20 protein-coding genes are annotated in these 19,572 nt (G+C 45.4%); 9 read left to right on the top strand and 11 right to left on the bottom strand.

Translation table 11 applies throughout. The features are described 5' to 3' along the window. Positions 1-8 precede the first annotated feature (8 nt). From DHX103_RS12230 to DHX103_RS12220, 3 genes are all read right to left on the bottom strand, one after another. Entirely contained in the window at positions 9-887 is an 879-nt protein-coding gene (locus tag DHX103_RS12230; RefSeq protein ID WP_422122558.1) for a PPK2 family polyphosphate kinase, read from the bottom strand. A gap of 94 nt (positions 888-981) precedes the next feature. Beyond that, on the bottom strand, positions 982-1,731 hold the full coding sequence (locus DHX103_RS12225; protein WP_422122557.1) for a phosphatase PAP2 family protein: 750 nt from the start codon (positions 1,729-1,731) through the stop codon (positions 982-984). Positions 1,732-1,852: 121 nt separating this feature from the next. Continuing rightward, positions 1,853-3,058 carry a M14 family zinc carboxypeptidase gene (locus DHX103_RS12220; RefSeq protein ID WP_422122556.1) on the bottom strand — a complete coding sequence of 402 codons (1,206 nt, stop codon included), beginning with the start codon at positions 3,056-3,058 and terminating at the stop codon, positions 1,853-1,855. Positions 3,059-3,394: 336 nt separating this feature from the next. Between DHX103_RS12220 and DHX103_RS12215 the strand changes: the two genes are divergently transcribed. Continuing rightward, entirely contained in the window at positions 3,395-4,249 is an 855-nt protein-coding gene (locus DHX103_RS12215) for a GNAT family N-acetyltransferase (protein WP_422122555.1), read from the top strand. A gap of 67 nt (positions 4,250-4,316) precedes the next feature. Here DHX103_RS12215 and DHX103_RS12210 read toward each other — a convergent pair whose 3' ends face one another. The 3 genes from DHX103_RS12210 to DHX103_RS12200 all read right to left on the bottom strand — a co-directional run bounded on the left by DHX103_RS12210 (position 4,317) and on the right by DHX103_RS12200 (position 6,243). Then, positions 4,317-5,375 carry a Gfo/Idh/MocA family protein gene (locus DHX103_RS12210; RefSeq protein WP_422122554.1) on the bottom strand — a complete coding sequence of 353 codons (1,059 nt, stop codon included), beginning with the start codon at positions 5,373-5,375 and terminating at the stop codon, positions 4,317-4,319. An 83-nt stretch (positions 5,376-5,458) separates the two neighbouring features. Further along, on the bottom strand, positions 5,459-5,950 hold the full coding sequence (locus DHX103_RS12205; RefSeq protein ID WP_422122553.1) for a hypothetical protein: 492 nt from the start codon (positions 5,948-5,950) through the stop codon (positions 5,459-5,461). Positions 5,951-6,048: 98 nt separating this feature from the next. Next, the gene (locus DHX103_RS12200; RefSeq protein WP_422122552.1) at positions 6,049-6,243 is read right to left on the bottom strand and encodes a hypothetical protein; all 195 of its coding nucleotides are present in this window, start codon (positions 6,241-6,243) and stop codon (positions 6,049-6,051) included. A gap of 268 nt (positions 6,244-6,511) precedes the next feature. Here DHX103_RS12200 and DHX103_RS12195 point away from each other — a divergent pair, with 268 nt between their 5' ends. The 3 genes from DHX103_RS12195 (at position 6,512) to msrB (ending at position 9,158) form a co-directional block, all read left to right on the top strand. After that, complete coding sequence (locus DHX103_RS12195) at positions 6,512-7,249, top strand: hypothetical protein (protein WP_422122551.1); 738 nt, start codon at positions 6,512-6,514, stop codon at positions 7,247-7,249. Positions 7,250-7,461: 212 nt separating this feature from the next. Next, positions 7,462-7,986, top strand: a complete 525-nt coding sequence (locus DHX103_RS12190) for a redoxin family protein (protein ID WP_422122550.1) — start codon at positions 7,462-7,464, stop codon at positions 7,984-7,986. A 20-nt stretch (positions 7,987-8,006) separates the two neighbouring features. Beyond that, on the top strand, positions 8,007-9,158 hold the full coding sequence (msrB, locus tag DHX103_RS12185; protein WP_422122549.1) for a peptide-methionine (R)-S-oxide reductase MsrB: 1,152 nt from the start codon (positions 8,007-8,009) through the stop codon (positions 9,156-9,158). Positions 9,159-9,240: 82 nt separating this feature from the next. Here msrB and DHX103_RS12180 read toward each other — a convergent pair whose 3' ends face one another. Further along, positions 9,241-9,744, bottom strand: coding sequence for a VOC family protein (locus tag DHX103_RS12180; protein ID WP_422122548.1), 504 nt, complete (start codon positions 9,742-9,744; stop codon positions 9,241-9,243). A 256-nt stretch (positions 9,745-10,000) separates the two neighbouring features. Here DHX103_RS12180 and DHX103_RS12175 point away from each other — a divergent pair, with 256 nt between their 5' ends. Further along, complete coding sequence (locus DHX103_RS12175) at positions 10,001-11,011, top strand: STAS domain-containing protein (RefSeq protein ID WP_422122547.1); 1,011 nt, start codon at positions 10,001-10,003, stop codon at positions 11,009-11,011. Positions 11,012-11,109: 98 nt separating this feature from the next. Here the strand turns inward: DHX103_RS12175 and DHX103_RS12170 are convergent, their stop codons facing one another. Continuing rightward, positions 11,110-11,568, bottom strand: a complete 459-nt coding sequence (locus DHX103_RS12170) for a hypothetical protein (protein WP_422122546.1) — start codon at positions 11,566-11,568, stop codon at positions 11,110-11,112. 19 nt (positions 11,569-11,587) lie between these two features. Continuing rightward, the gene (locus tag DHX103_RS12165) at positions 11,588-12,145 is read right to left on the bottom strand and encodes a methyltransferase family protein (RefSeq protein ID WP_422122545.1); all 558 of its coding nucleotides are present in this window, start codon (positions 12,143-12,145) and stop codon (positions 11,588-11,590) included. 208 nt (positions 12,146-12,353) lie between these two features. Between DHX103_RS12165 and DHX103_RS12160 the strand changes: the two genes are divergently transcribed. Then, positions 12,354-14,189: an LTA synthase family protein gene (locus DHX103_RS12160; protein WP_422122544.1), complete on the top strand. Its 1,836-nt coding sequence runs from the start codon at positions 12,354-12,356 to the stop codon at positions 14,187-14,189. 92 nt (positions 14,190-14,281) lie between these two features. On the opposite strand, the gene DHX103_RS12155 is transcribed toward DHX103_RS12160, so the two are convergent. Next, the gene (locus DHX103_RS12155) at positions 14,282-15,181 is read right to left on the bottom strand and encodes a 3-hydroxyacyl-CoA dehydrogenase (RefSeq protein WP_422122543.1); all 900 of its coding nucleotides are present in this window, start codon (positions 15,179-15,181) and stop codon (positions 14,282-14,284) included. Positions 15,182-15,579: 398 nt separating this feature from the next. Here DHX103_RS12155 and DHX103_RS12150 point away from each other — a divergent pair, with 398 nt between their 5' ends. From DHX103_RS12150 to DHX103_RS12140, 3 genes are all read left to right on the top strand, one after another. Further along, positions 15,580-16,203: a hypothetical protein gene (locus DHX103_RS12150; protein WP_422122542.1), complete on the top strand. Its 624-nt coding sequence runs from the start codon at positions 15,580-15,582 to the stop codon at positions 16,201-16,203. 181 nt (positions 16,204-16,384) lie between these two features. Next, the gene (locus DHX103_RS12145) at positions 16,385-17,284 is read left to right on the top strand and encodes an oxidoreductase (protein ID WP_422122541.1); all 900 of its coding nucleotides are present in this window, start codon (positions 16,385-16,387) and stop codon (positions 17,282-17,284) included. A gap of 202 nt (positions 17,285-17,486) precedes the next feature. Further along, the gene (locus tag DHX103_RS12140; RefSeq protein WP_422122540.1) at positions 17,487-18,965 is read left to right on the top strand and encodes a protein adenylyltransferase SelO; all 1,479 of its coding nucleotides are present in this window, start codon (positions 17,487-17,489) and stop codon (positions 18,963-18,965) included. Positions 18,966-19,052: 87 nt separating this feature from the next. Here the strand turns inward: DHX103_RS12140 and DHX103_RS12135 are convergent, their stop codons facing one another. Beyond that, positions 19,053-19,472, bottom strand: a complete 420-nt coding sequence (locus tag DHX103_RS12135) for a hypothetical protein (RefSeq protein ID WP_422122539.1) — start codon at positions 19,470-19,472, stop codon at positions 19,053-19,055. Positions 19,473-19,572 lie beyond the last annotated feature (100 nt).

Below are 19,572 nucleotides of genomic sequence, written 5' to 3'. Positions count from 1 at the left end.
TCATTATTTCAATGGCTGTACTCTTTGCCTTCTTGTTCCAGCTTGCTGATGTATTCATCAAGTTTTTCCTTGTCCTCATCACTGATGACCGGAAACTGCGGATCGAGTTTTGTCAGCAGCTCGTTCATGACGTTTGCAATGATGTAACGGGAATACTGTTCATTGTCAGCCGGAAGTATATACCAAGGGGCATGGTCAGTCGATGTGTTGTTCAGCATATCTTCAAATATTTTCTGGTAATCATCCCAATGCTCGCGCTCTTCCACGTCGCTGAAAGAAAATTCCCAGTTTTTCTGCGGGTCTTTCATTCGCTCCAGAAGCCGCGTACGTTGTTCTTCTTTTGATACATTAAAGAAAAATTTCACTACCGGAAATCCGTTCTCACCCAAATACCGTTCAAAATCATTGATTTGGCGAAAACGGGTGTCCCAGATTTCTTTATCGATCAGTTCATCCGGCAACGGCTCATCACCCAAAAGATCGTGGACACGCGGTGCAATGACTTCTTCGTAATGAGAACGGTTCAAGATTCCAACCTCTCCTCTTGCCGGTAAGCCGTCATGTATGCGCCAAAGATAATCATGGCTCAACTCGCGCTCAGATGGTTTTCCGAGTGTCAAAACTTTCAGGCCCTGGGCATTCAGATTTGAAAAAATATAAGTGATGGCTTCATCTTTGCCCGCTGCATCCATCGCCTGCAGCACCACCAGAATCCCTTTTTCTTCTTCGGCATTCAGTTTTAAATGCAATTCCTTCAATTTACGAACTGATTCAGGAATCAATTTTTCCTCCAGTTCCACTTCATCATCTCTATTGGTTTCTGATGTATTGAAATCAGTCAATTGAATTTGTGTGTCGGGCTTGACCCGATACTTGTTTAGATCCATTAAAATGCCTCCGTTCCGATTAAATTGACCATAGGGTTCCTGCAATTTGTGTATTCCCGATTTTTATCCAAATTAACTCCGTCAGCGTTGAAGCTTATTTATTTCCAATGCCAAGATTCTTTTTTGCACCACTTAAAACGGAACGCAGGAGATTGCGTAATCCTTGCACCGGGCGGACATCGCTGCCGCTCTGCCAGTTGATCCACTCCAATGCCGTTACGCACAGCAGCAGCCAAATTGTCCCGGCAATAAAGCCAGCCGCTACATCGCTTGGATAATGAGCTCCGAGGTAGATACGGCTAATGCCGATTAATATGATCAGAACACCCAGCGTGATGGAAGCCACCCATTTCACCCATTCTTTTTGAGAACCTCTGATAATCAGATAAATCATAAAGCCATAGAAGAGCAGCGATCCCATTGAATGTCCGCTGGGAAAACTGTATCCTACCGCATCAATCGCTTCGTTGATGGATGGGCGTTCCCTGCCGTAGAAATGCTTCAACAGCTGGGTCAATAACCCGCCCCCGCCGACTGCAATGACGAGAAAAATTGCACTCCATCTGTCTTTGGCTTTAAACCACAATGCCCAAATCACGGCGATGGACAAAGCTCCAAGAAACCAGACAGAGCCCAATTCCGTTATTAAGAACATGATTAGCCCCATGACCTCGCTTTGGTTTACTTCCATCAAAGTAATGATTGAATTATCAAAAATACCAAATTCCTTTTCCATCACTTCTTCTGCAAACTCTGCAAACACAACGATGAACAACCCTGCAATTGCCAGGCCACTGAACACCAGCGTCAAAGCAATTCCTATTTTCGTATTTTCTTTTACCACGTAACCGCTCCTTGCGTATTTTTGATTTCCTTTTCTATACCCGCACAGACTGGGATTAGTCATAAAATGGCACAGGCAAAAAAAGCTGCCGGGCATTTGCCGGCAGCTGCTCCAATACAATTTAATTTGTCGGTCTATAGGAAGTCAATGGGATATCTTCATAATCCTCCGGATCCAGTTCTGCTACAGATCCGTCAGCGACACCTTCAATGATGGCGGATAGTCCGCGTTCAACAGATTTGGACAATTGACCTTTTTCTTTTTGGCCCAGCGTTTGCGTTTGGCCTCTTACTTCGAAAAGAACTGTACCGCTGCCGTTCAAGGCATAAGAGCCAAGTGCCGTTCCTGGAAGATCAAGTCCCTGAGAATAAAGTGAGATGTTGGTGAATTTCGAATTACCATAGGACTGAAGTTCATTATAAGCCAACAAGTTTAATTGGCGTGAAAAATCATAGTCATACGCATCCGCGTATTCAGCGTAATCTGCACCTTCCGGAGAATTTGGATCCGGAACAAACTGGGCTGACAATGACAATGTCACCGGATCGGGTGTGCCGTCGACATAATAGATGCCCTGGTGATGAAGGTCGACAAAAACATCGACGTTGCCGAACTCATCCTGCAATGATTTATACACATCACGGGAAGTTTGCGATTCAGGAGTGATAAACCAACCTGGCTCATTTGAAGCACCTGGGAAGTCTCCAGCTTCCGGCACATAATCCAGATCAGGATTGAAGTCACGGTTTACATCGAATCCTGGATTTGCAGCGTAATCATAGCTTTGGCTGACACCGCGGTCAAAATAATTCCATGAAGGCGATGCCCCTGACAATTGTGGATAAGCATCAACGACATCCGACCACGTCATGCTGTTGCGGCGCTTGTCGGCTTCCGAAGCATCCGGATTCATCATCGGCATGAAAACGATGGTCACTTCTTCCAAAAGCTCTTTCGTCTGTTTGGAATTATTGGACAGGCTCTTCAGCAAATCAACGATTGCGACTGTTCCCGTCTTTTCATTGCCATGGATTTCACTTTGGATCAGCAAAACTTTATCGCCGGTTCCGACTCTAGCTGTATAAATATCAAGGCCATTAAACGATTGCCCCGCTACTTCAACTTGTACCGCACCATTGCTTTTTGCCTCAAGCTGCAGCAGGGTTTTGGTCAGCTCCCCGTGATCGATGAAACCTGAGATTCCGTAATCGTGATGGTGCGTCTGCGGCTTCGCCTCATTTTCTGCCGCATAGACAGGCATCGCCAACGCCGTGCATAGCCCCAAAATGCCCAAAGTACTGGTAAAATTCTTTTTCAATAAAACCATCTCCTTTTTCTGATTTATTTAACAAGCTTCTTCCTAGCACTTCACCTGGCCTCCCTTTTCTTGTCGTAAGATTGAAATCAGCATAGCAAACTAAAATTTAATTGTAAATATATTTTGAATTTTCAATTCTTTAGTAATACTAAATAGTTTTTTTCCATAAATTCACATGTCTAAAGGTTTATGCGCTTCTGATTACTTCGACTGTCTAAATTTATAATTCGTAGGCCGAAATAATTATTCAGTCAGTTTTCTTCTGCTTGCATTCTTTCTGGATGCGATTTTTAGAATTGGTGTTTATAATTAGGAGAAATAATGCGCAACTGGGAGTGTCCTTCGATGAATAAGCTGATCCGTGTTTTGACGATAGAAGATTTGCCCGCCCTGGAAGCTATGGAAACCGGAATTGACGATGATTATATCATTCGCGTTTTCGACCGTATTTGTTCCGGCAACAATAAACTTTTCGGACTTTTTACAGATGGCCAATTGGTGAGCATTGGCGGGTTGACGGTATTCGCTGGACAATATGCCATACTGGGGCGCATGCGCAGCGATCTTCGTTTCCGTGGCAATAATTTGTCCACCACCCTGATGGCTAAAGTGCTCGAAGAAGCTTTCGACATTCCTGACATTAAATGGGTCGGAGCCAATACACAGGAAGAAAACCTTCCCGCTCAGCGCGTGCTGAAAAAAATCGGCCTGTCCGAGCGTCATACAAGCTACAGCGCAACTGCTGAAGAAAATACCGGCATGGTAGATGGTGGAGCCGTCTGGCAGCGCCAGGACAACATCGACCGGAAGAAACATTGGCTCAAGAAACTTTTCACCGAGTCTGCCGCCATTTTTCCTTTTGAATGCTATTACCCGATTCCCGCTTCAGAAAGCCTGTTTGAAGACAGCCGGATCGCCCAGTGGAATTTCTTTGAAAACAAAACTGGCGACCGGGTGCTCATTACGAAAAGGGATTTCAAGAAATATCAATACCTGCATGCCGTCTATCCGTTCGAAGATCTGACGGAGCAGCCCGGCCTGTGGGAAACGATATCTTTTGCCCGCCAAAAAATGGCTGACGACACTAATGAGGAAACCCATATCTGGATGGATCTGACGGTGCAACAGACCGCCTCCCTGCCGGACAACCATGCTTTCGTGCTGCCATCGCCATGGATTTTATACGGCACAAGCAGATAAATCCAAAAAGAACCGCAGCTTCCTGAAACAGGAATTTGCGGCTCTTTTCTATTCTGTATAAAATTCCTTACGAATACAGCAGTGATTCAGTCTCGATTTTCACTACAGTGGCGGTTTCAGCCGCTTCAATAATTCCGAGAATTACTTTCAATGAAAGAAGTGCGTCTTCCCCTGTTACAAGCGGCGGCTGATCGAGTCGAATGCTCTCGACAAAAGCATCAATCACACCGGTATTCGTCTGATTATCATTGGTTTGGATACTTTCCAATTGATAGTTGACTTTGATCCCGTCTTTGGTGAGCACTTCAATCTGATAGTCGTCGCTGTTATAAATTTTTAAAATCCCTTTTTCACAATAGATCACTGTGCTGTTGTCCTCTTCGCCATAATGGGTCCAGGAAAAACTGGCAGTGCCCAATCGTCCTTTCTTTGTTTTCAGGCTGCACACAATATTATCGCTTACTTCAATGGGTCTGCCGTTTTCATCAAGCTTATCAAGAGCTCCCTGGAATGCACTGACCAGTTCGATTTCATCGTCCAGCAAATAATGCAGCAAATCCAGCTTATGGATTCCGAGATCTCCCGCCACGCCAAAACCCGAACGTTCTTTTTTGAAGAACCAGGTTGAGTTGGTTTTATTGATGCCCCATTGTTCCGGTCCCGAATGCCCGAATGTCGTTCTGAAGGTCAGGACTTTCCCCAGTTCTCCACCCTTTAAAATGTCTTTCGCTTTTTGATGCGCCCGCGTAAATCGCTGGTTATGGTCCACCATCAATTTTTTGCCTGACTCCTTCTGCGCCGCAATGATTTCCTTTGCATGTTCAATCGTCAGCGAAATCGGCTTTTCACATAAAACATGTTTTCCGCTCAATAAAGCTTTCGATGAAAAGATGTGATGGTTTTCATTTGAAGAACAATCACTGATTGCTACGATATCGGGATCTTCGAATAATTCTTCCACCGTATGTACAAGGCTGCCGCCGAAGAGTTCGACCAAAGCCTCCGACCGGTCAATATTCCGGTCGTAAAAAACGATTTCATCGACATGCGGATTCTCCGTATATTCCGGTGCGTGACGCATCTTTGTAATCGATCCGCACCCAATGATTCCAACTTTCATCCCCATTCTATCCCTCCTATTCTCTCTTCGGGCAGCCAAAAATGTTTGGTATGAGCTTCTCTTATAACCAATAGTTAAGCATTAACCTGCTACTCCACCAAACTCCGCAATTCCGGATTCTTCCTCAATTGCCCTTCTGATAAAATCTCCAGCTCCCAATTATTCAAATCGACCACATCCTTCTGTCCATCATGATGGACAATTGCGTAGCCGGCATAGGGCGTGCCCTCAATATCATCCACGACCATATTTCGCTTTGTATAGAAATCCAGAATCCTGTTTCGAGTTTCAAGCTGAACTGTACTGTCATCTGTTTTCCGTAAAGCTGCTCTTCTCTCTTTTTCCCCATCTTCGACCGGCCGCTCCGGTTCCCGCTGGTTGTAAAGCCCCTGCATCAATTTGATCACTTCCCCAAAACCGATCAATAACATCCCCAAAATGACTCCCTGCAATAAAATCTCGAATGCCGGACCGCCGCCGAATTCATCGATTGCCACCAAAGCTCTGAGCACATAAGCTGCAATCATGATCCCGCCCAATATCTGCAGCGTCTTTGCAATCACATTATCTGTCTTTGTCATCGTATTCACCCCTTGCTGTTATTTTATTCGACAAGGTCAATTCCTTCATCTTCCATTATTTCACAATAAAAAGCCGACTCCATTAAAGGCCGGCCTTTCTATTTATCCTGCAACTTCTTTTTCTTTCTTTCCATTTCCATGCGATAAACCAGGTAGGCCACAGCCAACAAGCCGATGACGCCGAAAATCATGGAAGCAGCATCATACTGCCCACTGAAAAAACTTCCCACAAGACTTGCAAACACCAATACTAACAATATCCAGTGGCTGTATGCACCCAAAAATTTCATCATCTTACATCACTGCCTTCCCATTCTTCTATCCCCGTCTACAATATCGGCCTTTCTGAAATTCCGTGCATCCTTCATGGTTACGCAATGCTTGGCTTCCTCCTTTCTCTCCGGTATACGAGCCAAGCTTCCTATTTCTCAAGCGAATGCCTTCCCAAACAGTATATCCAATTATTTCAAAAAACTCTCTACTTTTTTCGCTGTCTGCAGATTTTTGCAGCTATAACGGGTATAGAGGAAAAAGCAACAGTTTGAAGAAAGGGGGAACCCCATGTTTTGGCTCAGCCTCGCAGTCATCGTCGGTTTTGCAATCGTCCACGTCTTTACGAACTATATTAAATTTCTCAGCCGTGAGCCAAAAAACCGGCTCATGTCGTTAGTTTCCGGCGGATCCATCGCATATGTTTTCCTGCATCTGGTGCCGGAGCTGACACATTACCAGGCAGTCGCTGAAAATGCAGACCTGCCGCGCTGGATGGAAAACCTTGATTATGTAACTTATCTTGCCACTTTAGCAGGCATTGCATTCTTTTATGGCATCAACCAATTGAGCGAGAAATCTGAGGAACACAATAAACGAAAAAGGAATATGACGCGTCCCAGCAAATATATATTCATATTGGAGATCAGCGCTTTTGCTATGTACAATATGCTGATCGGTTATCTTCTTGTGGAACTCAGCGGAGAGTTGGTCATTGATTACATTATTTATTTCATCGTGTTCTCATTTCACTTTATTGCAAATAACCGGATCCTTCACCTCACTCATGAGGATTTATACACAAGAGCAGGACGCTGGATTTTAGCGGGATCAGTTTTTATCGGTTGGCTGATTTTTCACCTGACCCCTACCAGTGAACTCGTCATTGCATTTTTCTCCGCCTTTTTAACGGGCGGTGTTGTACTCAATATCATGAACGACGAATTGCCGGATGAGAAGAACAGCAGTTTCCCGTCATTCCTCGCGGGCTTGATTTTCATTGCGGTGCTTTTGCAACTTATAATTTAAATGGCCATTGTGTAAAATCATTTGATTTTCCTTCCATACCTTCTGTCGAACTAACCGTTTCGAATGTCCCATTTACTCTTACACTGAGACAATTCAGTATGTTTCTATTCCTTTTCACTATATGATAGATGTATAGGCAGTACGCTCTATATGCATTGACAGAACTATAATATAAAGCGCTTACATTTTCAAGATGAAAAGGATGATTCCTTATGAAACGATTCCTGGTTTTGCCCATTTCAATAATATTCTTACTCCTGCTCACTGCCTGCTCAGCTGACCAATCGGCTCTAACTGCCGAACAATTGAATGACGGCAAGCTTGCACCTGAATTTACTATGGCAGACCTGGAAGGTAACACGCATGTGTTGTCTGAATATGCAGGCGAAAAAGTCTATATTAAGTTCTGGGCGTCGTGGTGTTCGATTTGCCTTTCCGGCATGAACGAATTGAACACACTGGCCGGTGAGGATCCGGACTTCAAGGTGTTGACCATCGTCTCACCCGGTTCAAATGCTGAGAAAAACAGCGACTCATTCGCCAAATGGTTTGAAGGCGTACAGAACACTTCAAACATCCAGGTCCTATTGGACGAAGGCGGTCCTGCCTTCGATGACTACGGCATCATCGGCTATCCGACTTCCGTCTTTATCGGCACTGACGGCGTGCTGGTGAAAAGCCAGACCGGCCATATGAGCAATGAACAGATTTATGAAACCTTTGACACTATCCAATAATGGAAGGCGGTCGACTCGAAATGAAGTTCAAATTTTCCATGCTGCTGTTATTTCTCGTGCTGCTGTTAGCTGCCTGTTCCTTGCCCGCTGCGCTCGAAAATTCGGATTCTTCATCCCCTTCCGAATCAACGACCACTGCGATGACCGATGCACCGGATGCACCAAATAAGTTCCCGGACAATCCGAATGACGATCTGGTGTTCGACACGGAAAACCTGGAAAGCATCTGGTTTGCCGGCGGCTGTTTCTGGGGAGTCGAAGCCTATATGGACCGCGTTTACGGTGTTTATGATGTGACTTCCGGTTACGCAAACGGCACTACCGAAAACCCGAGTTATGAAGATGTGCTATACAAAAACACCGGACATGCCGAAACGGTGCACGTCCAATATGATCCTGAGCGCATCGACCTGGAAAGTATCGTTTCGCAATTCTTTATGATCATCGATCCGACTTTGCTGAATCAGCAGGGCAATGATAAAGGCACCATGTACCGTACGGCTGTCTTCTATGAAGACGAGGAAGAACGTGCAATCATCGATGCGGTTGTAGCTGCTGAAGCGGAGCGTTACGACGAACTGATTGTGACACAAATCGAGCCTTTGGAGCATTATTACTTGGCGGAGGAATACCACCAGGACTATCTCGAAAAAAATCCGGATGGCTATTGCCACATCGAATTTGATTCGCTTGAAGACCAGGAAATTCCTGCATTGATCGATCCGGCGGATTATCCGAAGCCGAGTGACGAAGAACTGAAAGCGACATTGACAGAAATCCAGTACGATGTCACTCAGAATGACGCCACCGAAACTGCTTATTCCAATGAATATTGGGATAATTACGAGCCCGGTATCTATGTAGACATTACAACCGGCGAACCGCTGTTTTCTTCCGCCGATCAATACGATTCCGGCACCGGTTGGCCGAGCTTTACCAAGCCCATCGATCCTGCCGTCGTCACTGAACACGAAGACAGAAGCGGTTTCTTCAAGCGCACTGAAATTCGCAGCCGTGCCGGCGACAGCCACCTCGGCCACGTCTTCACTGACGGCCCGAAAGACAGAGGCGGTCTGCGCTATTGCATGAACAGCGCAGCACTCCTGTTCATCCCGGCGGATGAAATGGAAGCACAGGGCTATGGCTATCTCAGCAATTTGATCGAACAGTAAAGTCAAACGAAAGACAGCATAAAAGCGGCCTACTCCTTTTTTGGAATAGGCCGCTTTTTACTGTCGATATCAATTCTCCACTCTATTCCCCGACATAAGCTCTCCGCAATTCATTGAGGTCCAGTTTCTTCATCTGCAATAACGAATTCATCACACGGCTGACTTTTTGGGGATCGCCGTCTTGCATCATATCATCCAGTTCAATTGGCACCACTTGCCAGGATACGCCGAATTTATCTTTCAACCAGCCGCAAACCTGCGCTGATTCATCCCCGCCTTCGGTCAATTTCTCCCAATAATAATCGACTTCCTCCTGCGAATCGCAATTAACGATAAAAGAAATGGCTTCATTGAAATTAAAATCGCCCCCACCATTCAAGGCGAGATATTGCTGGCCTTCAAGCTGAAATTCAATTGTCATGACCGTGCCCTCTTCCATCCGGTGAAATTCCTTGCCGTCGCTGGTATACCGTGTGGTCCGTCCAATGCGCGCGTCCTTGAAAATTGAAATATAATAATTTACCGCTTCTTCTGCATTCCCGTTGAACCAAAAGTTTGGCGTAATTTTTTGGCTCTTCCTTTCCATAGCGCTTTGCCTCCTTTTTGTAAGATGGAGCTGGTGGCTTGCAGCAGTTTCAGTCTTGAATCTATTCGACGCTCAAGATTTAAGTTCCTTTATAAACAATAAAGCCCTTTTTGATTCTTGAAAATTTTGTCATGCAATGTGCATATTTTCAGTTCTTTTAGGGAATAAGATAAAGCATGAAATATTTGGTCTTAAAATACATAATCTTAATCCATTATAAAATATGAAATATCAGCAAATCGGAGGATCAGACCTTATGAAAAAGCAGATTACTGTCGGTGATGTGGAATTGAAATGGGATTTGGAAACTGGGGAAGTTTTATTCGAAGATGGAGATGTTGTGCTGTTTTGGATTTCAGCAATGGAAACATTTTTTGAATCCATCCGTGAAATTTCTGGCACCGAAGCAACTAAACTGGTTCTTGAAACTACCGGTTTCCGCCAGGGCGTCATTGTCGGAGAAGGTTTTCTGGACAGAAAAAACATCAACACTTCCAACGTGGTCGAATGGCTGTCCAATACATACGCACCCGCTGGTTGGGGCAAAGTGAACATCGTCAAGATGGATGAAGAGGCTAAGCATTTTACCCTCCACATCCAGGATGACTGGGAATACAAGATGAATTTGCGCAACCAAAGAGGCCTCGAAGGAATTTTTGTACCTTCCCATTATGCAGGGGTATTGACGGGCCTGTTCGGCACCAACTTCTGGTACACTGTCATCCAATATCAAAATGATGAGACTCCTTACAGCATAGTTGAATATTACCCGTCGAGCGTCACAGTGCAGTCGAATATCCATGAAATGTCCAGAAAGCAGGAAGCGAGGCAGATCAAAGAGCTCGAACGCATGGTGGATGACAAGACCAAGATGCTCCAAAACCTTGTGAAAGAACTATCTTCTCCGATTATTCCGGTATTGGAAAAGATTGTTGTGGTACCGATGATCGGCAGTTATGACGAGGATCGGTCAGAAGATTTGATTTTCAACACATTGAGCGAATTGCCGAAGCACCAAGCCCAATTCCTTCTTCTTGACCTGACAGGTCTGCATAAACATATCTCTGAACATACGGCCCTGCTTATCGACAAATTGGGAGCCGCAGCCCGTTTGCTCGGAATCGAAACCATACTGGTTGGCGTATCGCCCGAACTTGCGATGGTAATCATCCAATCGAAAAGCAATCTCAGAAAATTTGAATGCCTCCAAAGCCTCCAGCACGGAGTCTATTATGCCCTCGGCAAGAGCGGCAGGGAAATTGTTTGATTTTTCATGAACGCGACCCAAAACGCCACCTCAGCAAATATGAGGTGGCGTTTTTATATGAGTATCGGTAATATGCAAAATGTTGTTAATGATATATTTCAGTCCCAATAATTAAAGATGATCTGGCCTATGGTTTCCGGTTTCCAATACTTGATCTGATCAAGCTCACCTTTATTCAGCCGAAGGTCAGGCAAATCATCCATAGTTTTTGGCACCGGTGCTTCCAGTTCTGCTGTGGGCAGCACGGTAAATCCTTCCGGCATTGCTTCATTGCCGGGGGGATAGTCGATGAATTCGATCCTTTCCGCTTCCGCTGTTTTGGCAAATGCCAGAAACGGATAATGCTTGTTCATGACGAGACAAATTTTCTTCTCCGGCAATTGAAAAACGGCTTTATAAAAGTTTGCCGGATACAGCGACTCTACAAATTCCGGTGATTCAGCTTCCAAGTCCTTGGCGATTTTGTAACAAAGCTCTTTGTATTTAACGACGTCCATTTCCGGTGGCTTAGGTTCATCTGAATTATAAAAACCGCTTATACCATAAGGCAGTTCCACAAAGACCCCTCACTTTCAATTAGTAGAGGAACGGAATGAGCCTCGCACGCTTCTCCATCCATTCCCTGTATTCTTCACCAAATTCCGCAAGCAGCAGCGCTTCTTCTCCATCCATCCGTTTAGCAAGCGCCCATCCAACCAAAACGCCGCCGAAAATTGCTGCAACGAGGCTTTGGAAAAAAAGCGCCATGCCGATGGCAATCAATAATAACCCGGTGTACAGGGGGTGCCGCAATTTCCGGTAAGGTCCGGTACTGACAATGCCGTCCCCTTGTCTCACCGTAACGTGGCGTGTAAATTGGGATTTCAAATGAAGAATTCCCCAATACCGAAGAACTACACCTCCCGCAAAAAATAACACACCTGTTGCTTTTAGCCATGAATTTACCGGTTCAAACGAACGCATTTCCCCGAGTATGGCAGCAACCGCAATCGTGCCGGACAGCGCGCCAAAAATCAAAAGAAAAGACCGCTTTTCCACCGCGTCCTCTTCTCCCGTTCCCCGGTTGCGGAACAAGATAAACTCACATACCCAAAGCAAAGCTATTGCTGTAAAAATCCAATCCAATGCAGTCATCGATAACCTCTGCCTTTCCTGTCTACCCTTATAATTTTACAGATAATTTCGATATAAAACAATTTTCAAGCACGTGCGTATCCCGCTGCGCCCCGTTAACCGAAGTAAAGTGCCGCTGTTCTTTCCATGTTTTCGGCACAGCGAAAAGAGGTACTATTATAGAAATACATAATTTTAAGTCCCCGGTCCCTTTGGAGGTGCATCACGAATGATATTTCTCGATTATGCTGTTTATTTGGCAATTTCGATGTTCAAGCTATTTCTTTTCAGTATGTATACGGATACCGATTTTTCGTTCGGTTTTTTCATCTTGAATCTCGCTTCCATGCTGGTGCTTTCAAGTTGGACCCTTTTACTGAAAGCCCGGACCAGACGCTGGGTTCTATTATCCTTAATGTTTCTTCACAGCACATTAATCGTTTCAGATGTCTGGTATTATCGCTATTTCGAAGACTTCCTCAGCGTCATGCTGATAGCTGATGTCCCTCAGATGAGCAGCGTCGGCGGTGGTTTTCTGACACTCATTGCCTGGAAAGACCTTCTTTTTTTTGCAGATCTTCTCCTTTTCTCTTCTGCATTCCTATATTTCCAAAATAACACCGGAACGCCCACCCGCAGTAATAGATTTAAGATTGCCGGCGCATTACTGGCAAGCGGGGCAATCTTTTTTTCTGTTCCTCTCGCCTGGAGTTACCTGCAAAAAGAAGAATGGCTCGTGGATAACCCGATATCGAATATGAGGGAATATTATCAATTGGGTTTTTGGGGTTATCACGGTGCCGACCTGTTAAAAGGAGCATACAATTTGGTTGGCAGCAACGATCTCTCTTCAAATCAAACAGATTTGCTGCCTGATACGGTCCCTGAAATTGAAGCAGCATCGATTCCCGAAGATTTGCCGAATATCATTGTCGTCCAATTGGAATCCTTCCAATCTTCGCTGATTGGCCAGACGATCAACGGACAGGAACTGACGCCGAATCTGAACAAATTGAAGAAGGACGCCACGTACTTCCCTAACTTTTACCATCAAACGCATGAAGGCAGAACTTCAGATGCGGAATTTGTTACACTGACTTCCCTTCATCCGGTTAAATCCGGTTCCGTTTATACACAATATGAAGACAATGATTTCGATGGCTTACCTGCCCACCTGCAGCGCTATGGTTACTATACAGCCGCCATGCATGCTTTCGAGCGAAGCTTCTGGAACCGGGACAAAATCTATGACAATATCGGATTTGATAAATTCTACAGCAAGAAGGATTTCCCGGGAAATAATGTAATCGGCATGGCTTTGAATGATAAGGATTTTCTGTCCCATTCACTGTCATATGCCTCCAAAATGGAGACTCCATTTTTCGCTTTCATGGTCGCATTGACCAGCCACACTCCATATGAATTTCCGGAAGAGCAGAAAACCTTGGATCTCGACGCTTATGAAGACGAGCTGGTCAAAGGCTATTACCATACCATTCACTATGTCGATGAAGCGGTCGGCCAGCTGATAAGTGAAATGAAAGCTGAAGGCCTATGGGAGGATTCGCTCGTCATTTTCTACGGAGACCACGACAGTGGCTTGACGAAAAGGGGTACCGAAATAGCTGAAGACGCAGGAGCGGCTACTATGGTCGAGCTGTTCGAATTGGACCATGGTGTGCCGCTTTTCATAAAAGAACCCGGTGCAAATGCCGGAGATACCAACGAAAGTGTAGGGGGCCAGATTGATATCGCCCCGACAATTCTGGATTTACTGGGCATCGATCCTCCCTATATGCTTGGGGACTCACTGCTTGATGAACAGGAAAATATCACCGTCTTTCGTGACGGATCGTTTCGATTCAATGAATTTTATTACAAACCCGACCTTACTGAATCGATAGGCAGTGGAAGCTGTTATTCAACAAGGACAACTCTGCCCGTTGCTTTCGAAAATTGCGAGGAAAAAATTGACGAAGCTTCGGAGCAATTACGCATCTCCGACTTGATCATCCATGACAATGCATTGGAACAGATTCGCCAGCAGCAAAAGGATCAGGATTAGTTGAGATGGAGCACATCCTATTGAATAGATTCACAGAAAAAGGCAGCGAAGATTTTCCCTTCGCTGCCTTTTTTTCGTGCCAGTATCTAATATTAGTTTTTCAGGAAATCAGGGTCAGCGAAAGCGGGGTTCGGATATTTATAGAAACCTTCGCCGGATTCACGGCCGATCTTTCCTTTGTCGATGTAATCGGTCTGCAGCATATCCGCGAGCTTCACGAAATCTTCCCGACCCGTCGCAGCAGCTTTAGCTTTCACGATATTATGCGCCGTGCGAATGCCGACGACATCCAGAATTGCGAATGGACCCAGCGGCGCTCCCGTAGCAATCATCCATGTCTTGTCGACTGTCTGCACATCTGCCACTTCTTTGACGAGCAATAATTCCGCAGCTTCTAAAAACGGTACGAGCAATGAATTGAGGATATAGCCCGGCTGCTCTTTATGAAGCGGCAGCGCGACCATGCCGATGGCTTTGGCAAAGTCGATGACTTCATCGAAGATTGCCATATCCGTTCCCGGATGCTTCATGATTTCAGCTGTGTTATTGATCCAGATTGTGTTGGCGAAATGCAATGCCAGAAATTTCTCCGGACGTCCCGTCGCTTCTGCAAACTGGCTTGGCAATAAAGTAGAGGAATTTGTCACGAAAACTGTTTTCTCCGGTGCCACAGTCCCTAACTTCTGATAGAACTCTGTCTTGATGGCCACCACTTCGGGAATCGCTTCGATGACAAGATCCGCCTGTGAGGCTGCTTCTGCCAGATCTGTATGGAATGACAACCGTTCATAGGCAGCATCCACATCTGCGTCTGTAGCTTTCAAGTCATTCTTATAATTCAACTTCAACTTCATCATGCGTTCTTTCGATTTTTCAATGGCTTCGTCATTGATATCATAAACAACGACTGCGAATCCTTTATAAGCCGCTTGAAAAGCAATTTGGCTCCCGAGTACGCCGCTCCCGGCTACTGTAATGTGTTTATAATCCATAAATGGCAAGTCTCCTTTTCCGTTTTCATTGTTCTATTTCCATTGAACTTTGAAAACACTTTTGCAATATTCTTGTCGATAATAAATATTATACCCTATAGTTGCTGTAAATTCATTTCCAGTCCCCCCATAATTATAGGTGCTTCCCTTTTATTCCCGAAAAGATAGTTATTTTTGTATAGAAACTTGACCAAAACAGAGGCGAAAAACCATAGTATTTTTTTGATTTATGTAATATAATTATTGCGAATCCATGGATAACTACTTGGATGCGGCCGCTGAAAAGTAGTGCAGCACAACTTCTTAGTTAAGACAGCCAAGCTTGGCCACAATTTCCATGTTTCGCATTATGTCCCGTGAAGAGTACAAAAATCCAGCTTTCAAAGGAGAAAGAGAAAATGAAAAAATTATCAATGATTTTATTGGCTCTTCTATTGGCATTCGGATTCTCTTCCACAGCTATGGCAAGTAAAGGACATGTTCCCGATACCGATTCCAAAGAAACTGTCAGTTTTCATAAAGGCGTAACGACGATTGTGACGACGAAGAAAGACGTGTCTTATGATAAAAAAGTGGAAGTGAAGAAATCGACAGAATACTTTACTGAGAAAAAATCAAAAAAATCTTCTGAGAAAAAAGTTGTAGTAGAGGTCAAAAAAGAAAAACATCCTAAGAAAGATCTTTACAGAAATGTAGAAATAGCGACAACTTATAAAATCATTACAACCACCAAGTGGGATGAAGTGACTCGAGTCGATACGATCAAAAAATTCATCACTCCTGTAAAAACTACCAAAACAACAGTAACAACACTGAAAAAGAGAGGAGCACCTCACAGCAACGGCAAAGTCATCAGCAAAGACGTTAAAACTTACGAAGATAAAGAATATGGTGAAACTGTGAAAAAAGTAGAGACTAAAAAACATGTTTCTAAAAAGAATGAAAAAACAACTGTCAACAAAAAAGTCATCAAAGTAGAGAAAACTTATGGCAAATGGATGAAAAAACATGGTAAACACTGACACAAGCTCCCCATTTAGGGGGGCTTTTTCATACTCCAGCCCTTTTTTCAGATGACAGAAACTGATTCCTGATCTAAAACTGCTTACCGATTGCAATCTCCCTCAATTCCTCTAGAATTGATTCGTATACAAGTTGATTGATACTGCTTACAATTGGAGCCCCGGAAAGGAGCTTGTACATATGACACAAGATTTCGCCCATAAGACTGTAATCATCACCGGCGCCAACAGCGGCATTGGCCTGGAAGCCGCCACAGTCCTTGCGGGCAAAGGCATGCAGCTCGTTTTAGCTGTCCGCAATGAAACCAAAGGTGCTGCTGCCCGAAAAAAAATACTCACTCTTCATCCGGAAGCAAAGATTGAAATCCGGCTGCTCGATGTGGCAGATTTGGCCAGTGTCCGCTCATTTGCTGAGGGGATTTTACGTGACTTTGATTCGCTGGATCTATTGATCAATAATGCTGGCGTCATGATGCCGCCATTTTCCAAAACAAAAGACGGCTTTGAAATGCAATTTGGCAGCAACCACCTGGGGCATTTTGCGCTCACCGCATTGCTCTTGCCATTGCTGGAGGAAACACCGGACTCACGTATCGTGACAATCGGCAGCCTGGCACATAACCGCGGGGCAATCGATTTCGACAACCTGGACGGCTCCAAAGGCTATAAGGCGAAAAAATTCTACAATCAAAGCAAACTGGCCAATATGCTGTTTGCGCTGGAACTCGACCGCCGCCTGAAACAGCATGGCTCCCGGACGCTTAGTGTGGTCTGCCATCCCGGCGTTTCAGCCACGAATATTTTCAAGCTCGGCAACCGGGATGCACCGCTGCTGCTCCGCAATTTGGCCAATAAATATTATTTGCAGCCGCCGGCCATCGGTGCGTTGGCCACTGTTTACGCTGCCACCGATCCCAATTTAAAAGGCGGTGAATACATCGGCCCCGATGGTCCTGGCCGCCGAAAAGGCTATCCGGCGCTTGAGACGCCGCATTCATCCGCTCTTGATGAAGAAACAGCAAAGCGCTTATGGCAAGTGTCGGAAGAATTGACGGGTGTAAGATTTGAGTTTGGGGCCTGAGGGCTTTTGGTTCTGGTCAGATTGAAACTCGCTTCATCGTTACCCGTATTTTCCATAAATTTATTTTTAGTTGCACGATTTCGCTATTTAGTTGCGGTCGCATGAAGATTAGTTGCAGTCGCAGTATTTGGTTGCGCTCTCTCCCAAACGGGTACTCAATTAATAGAAAGTTTTTTATTACGTCTAAAGAAAAGGTGATCTTATGAAAAACACTACCCACATTCCGGCGATCGGCTGGAATTTTGATAATAGCTACGCGCGATTGCCGGAGAAATTTTTTACGCGGACTCTGCCCGAACCGGCACAAGCACCGGAGCTCGCAATATTTAACGAAGACTTGGCAGCAACACTCGGCCTTGACGCGACGCTTTTAAAAACCGAACGTGGTGTCAATATCTTGTCCGGTACAGAAATTCCGGAAGGCGCGGAGCCGATTGCCCAGGCATACGCCGGCCATCAATTCGGCAATTTCACAATGCTCGGGGACGGCCGCGCCGTGTTGCTCGGGGAGCAGCTCGCTCCCGGCGGACAACGTTTTGACATTCAATTGAAAGGTTCCGGCAGGACCGCTTATTCCAGAGGCGGCGACGGCCGGGCGACAATCGGACCGATGCTGAGGGAATATATCATCAGCGAAGCGATGCACGGACTTGGCATTCCGACCAGCCGCAGCCTAGCTGTTGCGCTGACAGGGCTTCCGGTTGTGCGCGAAACTTTCCTGCCCGGCGCTGTATTGACACGGGTCGCAGCGAGTCATCTGCGCTTCGGAACTTTCCAATACGCTGCGCAGTGGGGAACATTTGAGGAGCTTAAAGCACTCGCGGATTATGCAATCGACCGCCATTATCCGAACGCGAAGGATCAGAAAAACCCCTATCTGGCGCTGTTGAAAAATGTAATTGCCCGACAAGCCAAGCTGGTTTCAACATGGCAGCTCGCCGGTTTTATTCACGGCGTTATGAACACCGATAATATGACCATCAGCGGTGAAACGATCGATTACGGCCCCTGCGCATTTCTGGATACCTATGAGCCGGGCCGCGTCTTCAGCTCGATCGACCAGTATGGCCGCTATTCGTTCAGCAATCAGCCGAAAATTACCGGCTGGAATCTCGCCAGATTTGCAGAGACATTGCTGCCGCTGATCGATAAAGAGCAGGAACAAGCTGTCGAATTCGCACAGGAAGTGCTTGGCGATTTCAGCAATCAATTCCAGGAATTTTGGACGGCCGGCATGAAGGCGAAGCTTGGTTTATTCGGCCACGAAGATGGAGACGACCGCTTGATTGATGATTTGCTGAAGTTGATGCACGACCATAAAGCCGATTACACGAATACATTCCGCGCTTTAACTATGGATAAATTCGAGGATTCACCGCTCAACGGCAAGGACGGATTTGAGGAATGGCATACAGCATGGAAATTGCGGCAGGCTGAGCAAGCTGAAAGCGCAGAAACTGCACAACAATTGATGCGCAGTAGCAACCCGTCCATCATCCCCCGTAATCATCTGGTTGAAAAAGCGCTGGAAGCGGCGGTAAGCAATCAGGATTACAGCCTGACTGAAAAATTGGTGGCGGCAGTGAAAAATCCTTACGCCCATGATGAAACGCCGTTCGAATTTACGCAAGAACCTCCTGAAGACGAAGAACGTACATTTAAAACTTATTGCGGTACCTGATTAACGAATACAGAGGAGCCATCGAAGACAAATCTTCGATGGCTCCTCTTCTATTTGTATGACTGGAATTCTTTGCCGGTTCTCTCGTTATTCCGATATTTCACGGAATTGCAGCTCCTCGTCACCGGATAACTCAAACTGATAGCGCTCCCCCGGAACGAGCTCCATCGGTTCCGTTTGCCCGGCCGACTCTTCAACACCGTTGATCATCGTCACCGCTTCAATGACAACAGGCTCGTCAAAATCAATATCCTGTGTAAGGATGTCAAATTCAACCGACTCATCCGTGACAATCAGCGATTCATCGGCATTCATCGCAGTCGGAGATGCCTGGACTTTATCATTCTGGTATAGCTTTAATTCGATTGAAGTAATTTGGCGGGCTGAATTATTCGTCACTTGGATAATCGTTTCGGACGCAGCTGTTTGTTCCTGTTCCGGTTCGCCACAAGCCGCCAATAATAACGCAATCAGGAATATGAGTAAATAGAGATAGAATTTCTGCATGCCTGCCTCCTGTAAATTTATTTGTAATACTATACGTTTTTGCGGTCAGTTAGTTCCTGTTCTTTACACTACCCGCATTTCATTGCAGGCATGCGTGACT

The organism is Planococcus daihaiensis, from assembly GCF_049262615.1.
Taxonomy (GTDB): domain Bacteria; phylum Bacillota; class Bacilli; order Bacillales_A; family Planococcaceae; genus Planococcus.
Note: the sequence above shows the minus strand (reverse complement) of the source record. Positions and strands in the feature narration are given on the sequence as shown.

Bases quoted from the DNA above. Each gene is read 5' to 3' on its own strand.
- DHX103_RS12230 (WP_422122558.1), bottom strand. From the start codon at position 887: ATGGATCTAAACAAGTATCGGGTCAAGCCCGACACACAAATTCAATTG.
- DHX103_RS12220 (WP_422122556.1), bottom strand. From the start codon at position 3,058: ATGGTTTTATTGAAAAAGAATTTTACCAGTACTTTGGGCATTTTGGGG.
- DHX103_RS12215 (WP_422122555.1), top strand. From the start codon at position 3,395: ATGAATAAGCTGATCCGTGTTTTGACGATAGAAGATTTGCCCGCCCTG.
- DHX103_RS12210 (WP_422122554.1), bottom strand. From the start codon at position 5,375: ATGGGGATGAAAGTTGGAATCATTGGGTGCGGATCGATTACAAAGATG.
- DHX103_RS12205 (WP_422122553.1), bottom strand. From the start codon at position 5,950: ATGACAAAGACAGATAATGTGATTGCAAAGACGCTGCAGATATTGGGC.
- DHX103_RS12200 (WP_422122552.1), bottom strand. From the start codon at position 6,243: ATGATGAAATTTTTGGGTGCATACAGCCACTGGATATTGTTAGTATTG.
- DHX103_RS12195 (WP_422122551.1), top strand. From the start codon at position 6,512: ATGTTTTGGCTCAGCCTCGCAGTCATCGTCGGTTTTGCAATCGTCCAC.
- DHX103_RS12190 (WP_422122550.1), top strand. From the start codon at position 7,462: ATGAAACGATTCCTGGTTTTGCCCATTTCAATAATATTCTTACTCCTG.
- msrB (WP_422122549.1), top strand. From the start codon at position 8,007: ATGAAGTTCAAATTTTCCATGCTGCTGTTATTTCTCGTGCTGCTGTTA.
- DHX103_RS12180 (WP_422122548.1), bottom strand. From the start codon at position 9,744: ATGGAAAGGAAGAGCCAAAAAATTACGCCAAACTTTTGGTTCAACGGG.
- DHX103_RS12175 (WP_422122547.1), top strand. From the start codon at position 10,001: ATGAAAAAGCAGATTACTGTCGGTGATGTGGAATTGAAATGGGATTTG.
- DHX103_RS12165 (WP_422122545.1), bottom strand. From the start codon at position 12,145: ATGACTGCATTGGATTGGATTTTTACAGCAATAGCTTTGCTTTGGGTA.
- DHX103_RS12160 (WP_422122544.1), top strand. From the start codon at position 12,354: ATGATATTTCTCGATTATGCTGTTTATTTGGCAATTTCGATGTTCAAG.
- DHX103_RS12155 (WP_422122543.1), bottom strand. From the start codon at position 15,181: ATGGATTATAAACACATTACAGTAGCCGGGAGCGGCGTACTCGGGAGC.
- DHX103_RS12150 (WP_422122542.1), top strand. From the start codon at position 15,580: ATGAAAAAATTATCAATGATTTTATTGGCTCTTCTATTGGCATTCGGA.
- DHX103_RS12145 (WP_422122541.1), top strand. From the start codon at position 16,385: ATGACACAAGATTTCGCCCATAAGACTGTAATCATCACCGGCGCCAAC.
- DHX103_RS12140 (WP_422122540.1), top strand. From the start codon at position 17,487: ATGAAAAACACTACCCACATTCCGGCGATCGGCTGGAATTTTGATAAT.
- DHX103_RS12135 (WP_422122539.1), bottom strand. From the start codon at position 19,472: ATGCAGAAATTCTATCTCTATTTACTCATATTCCTGATTGCGTTATTA.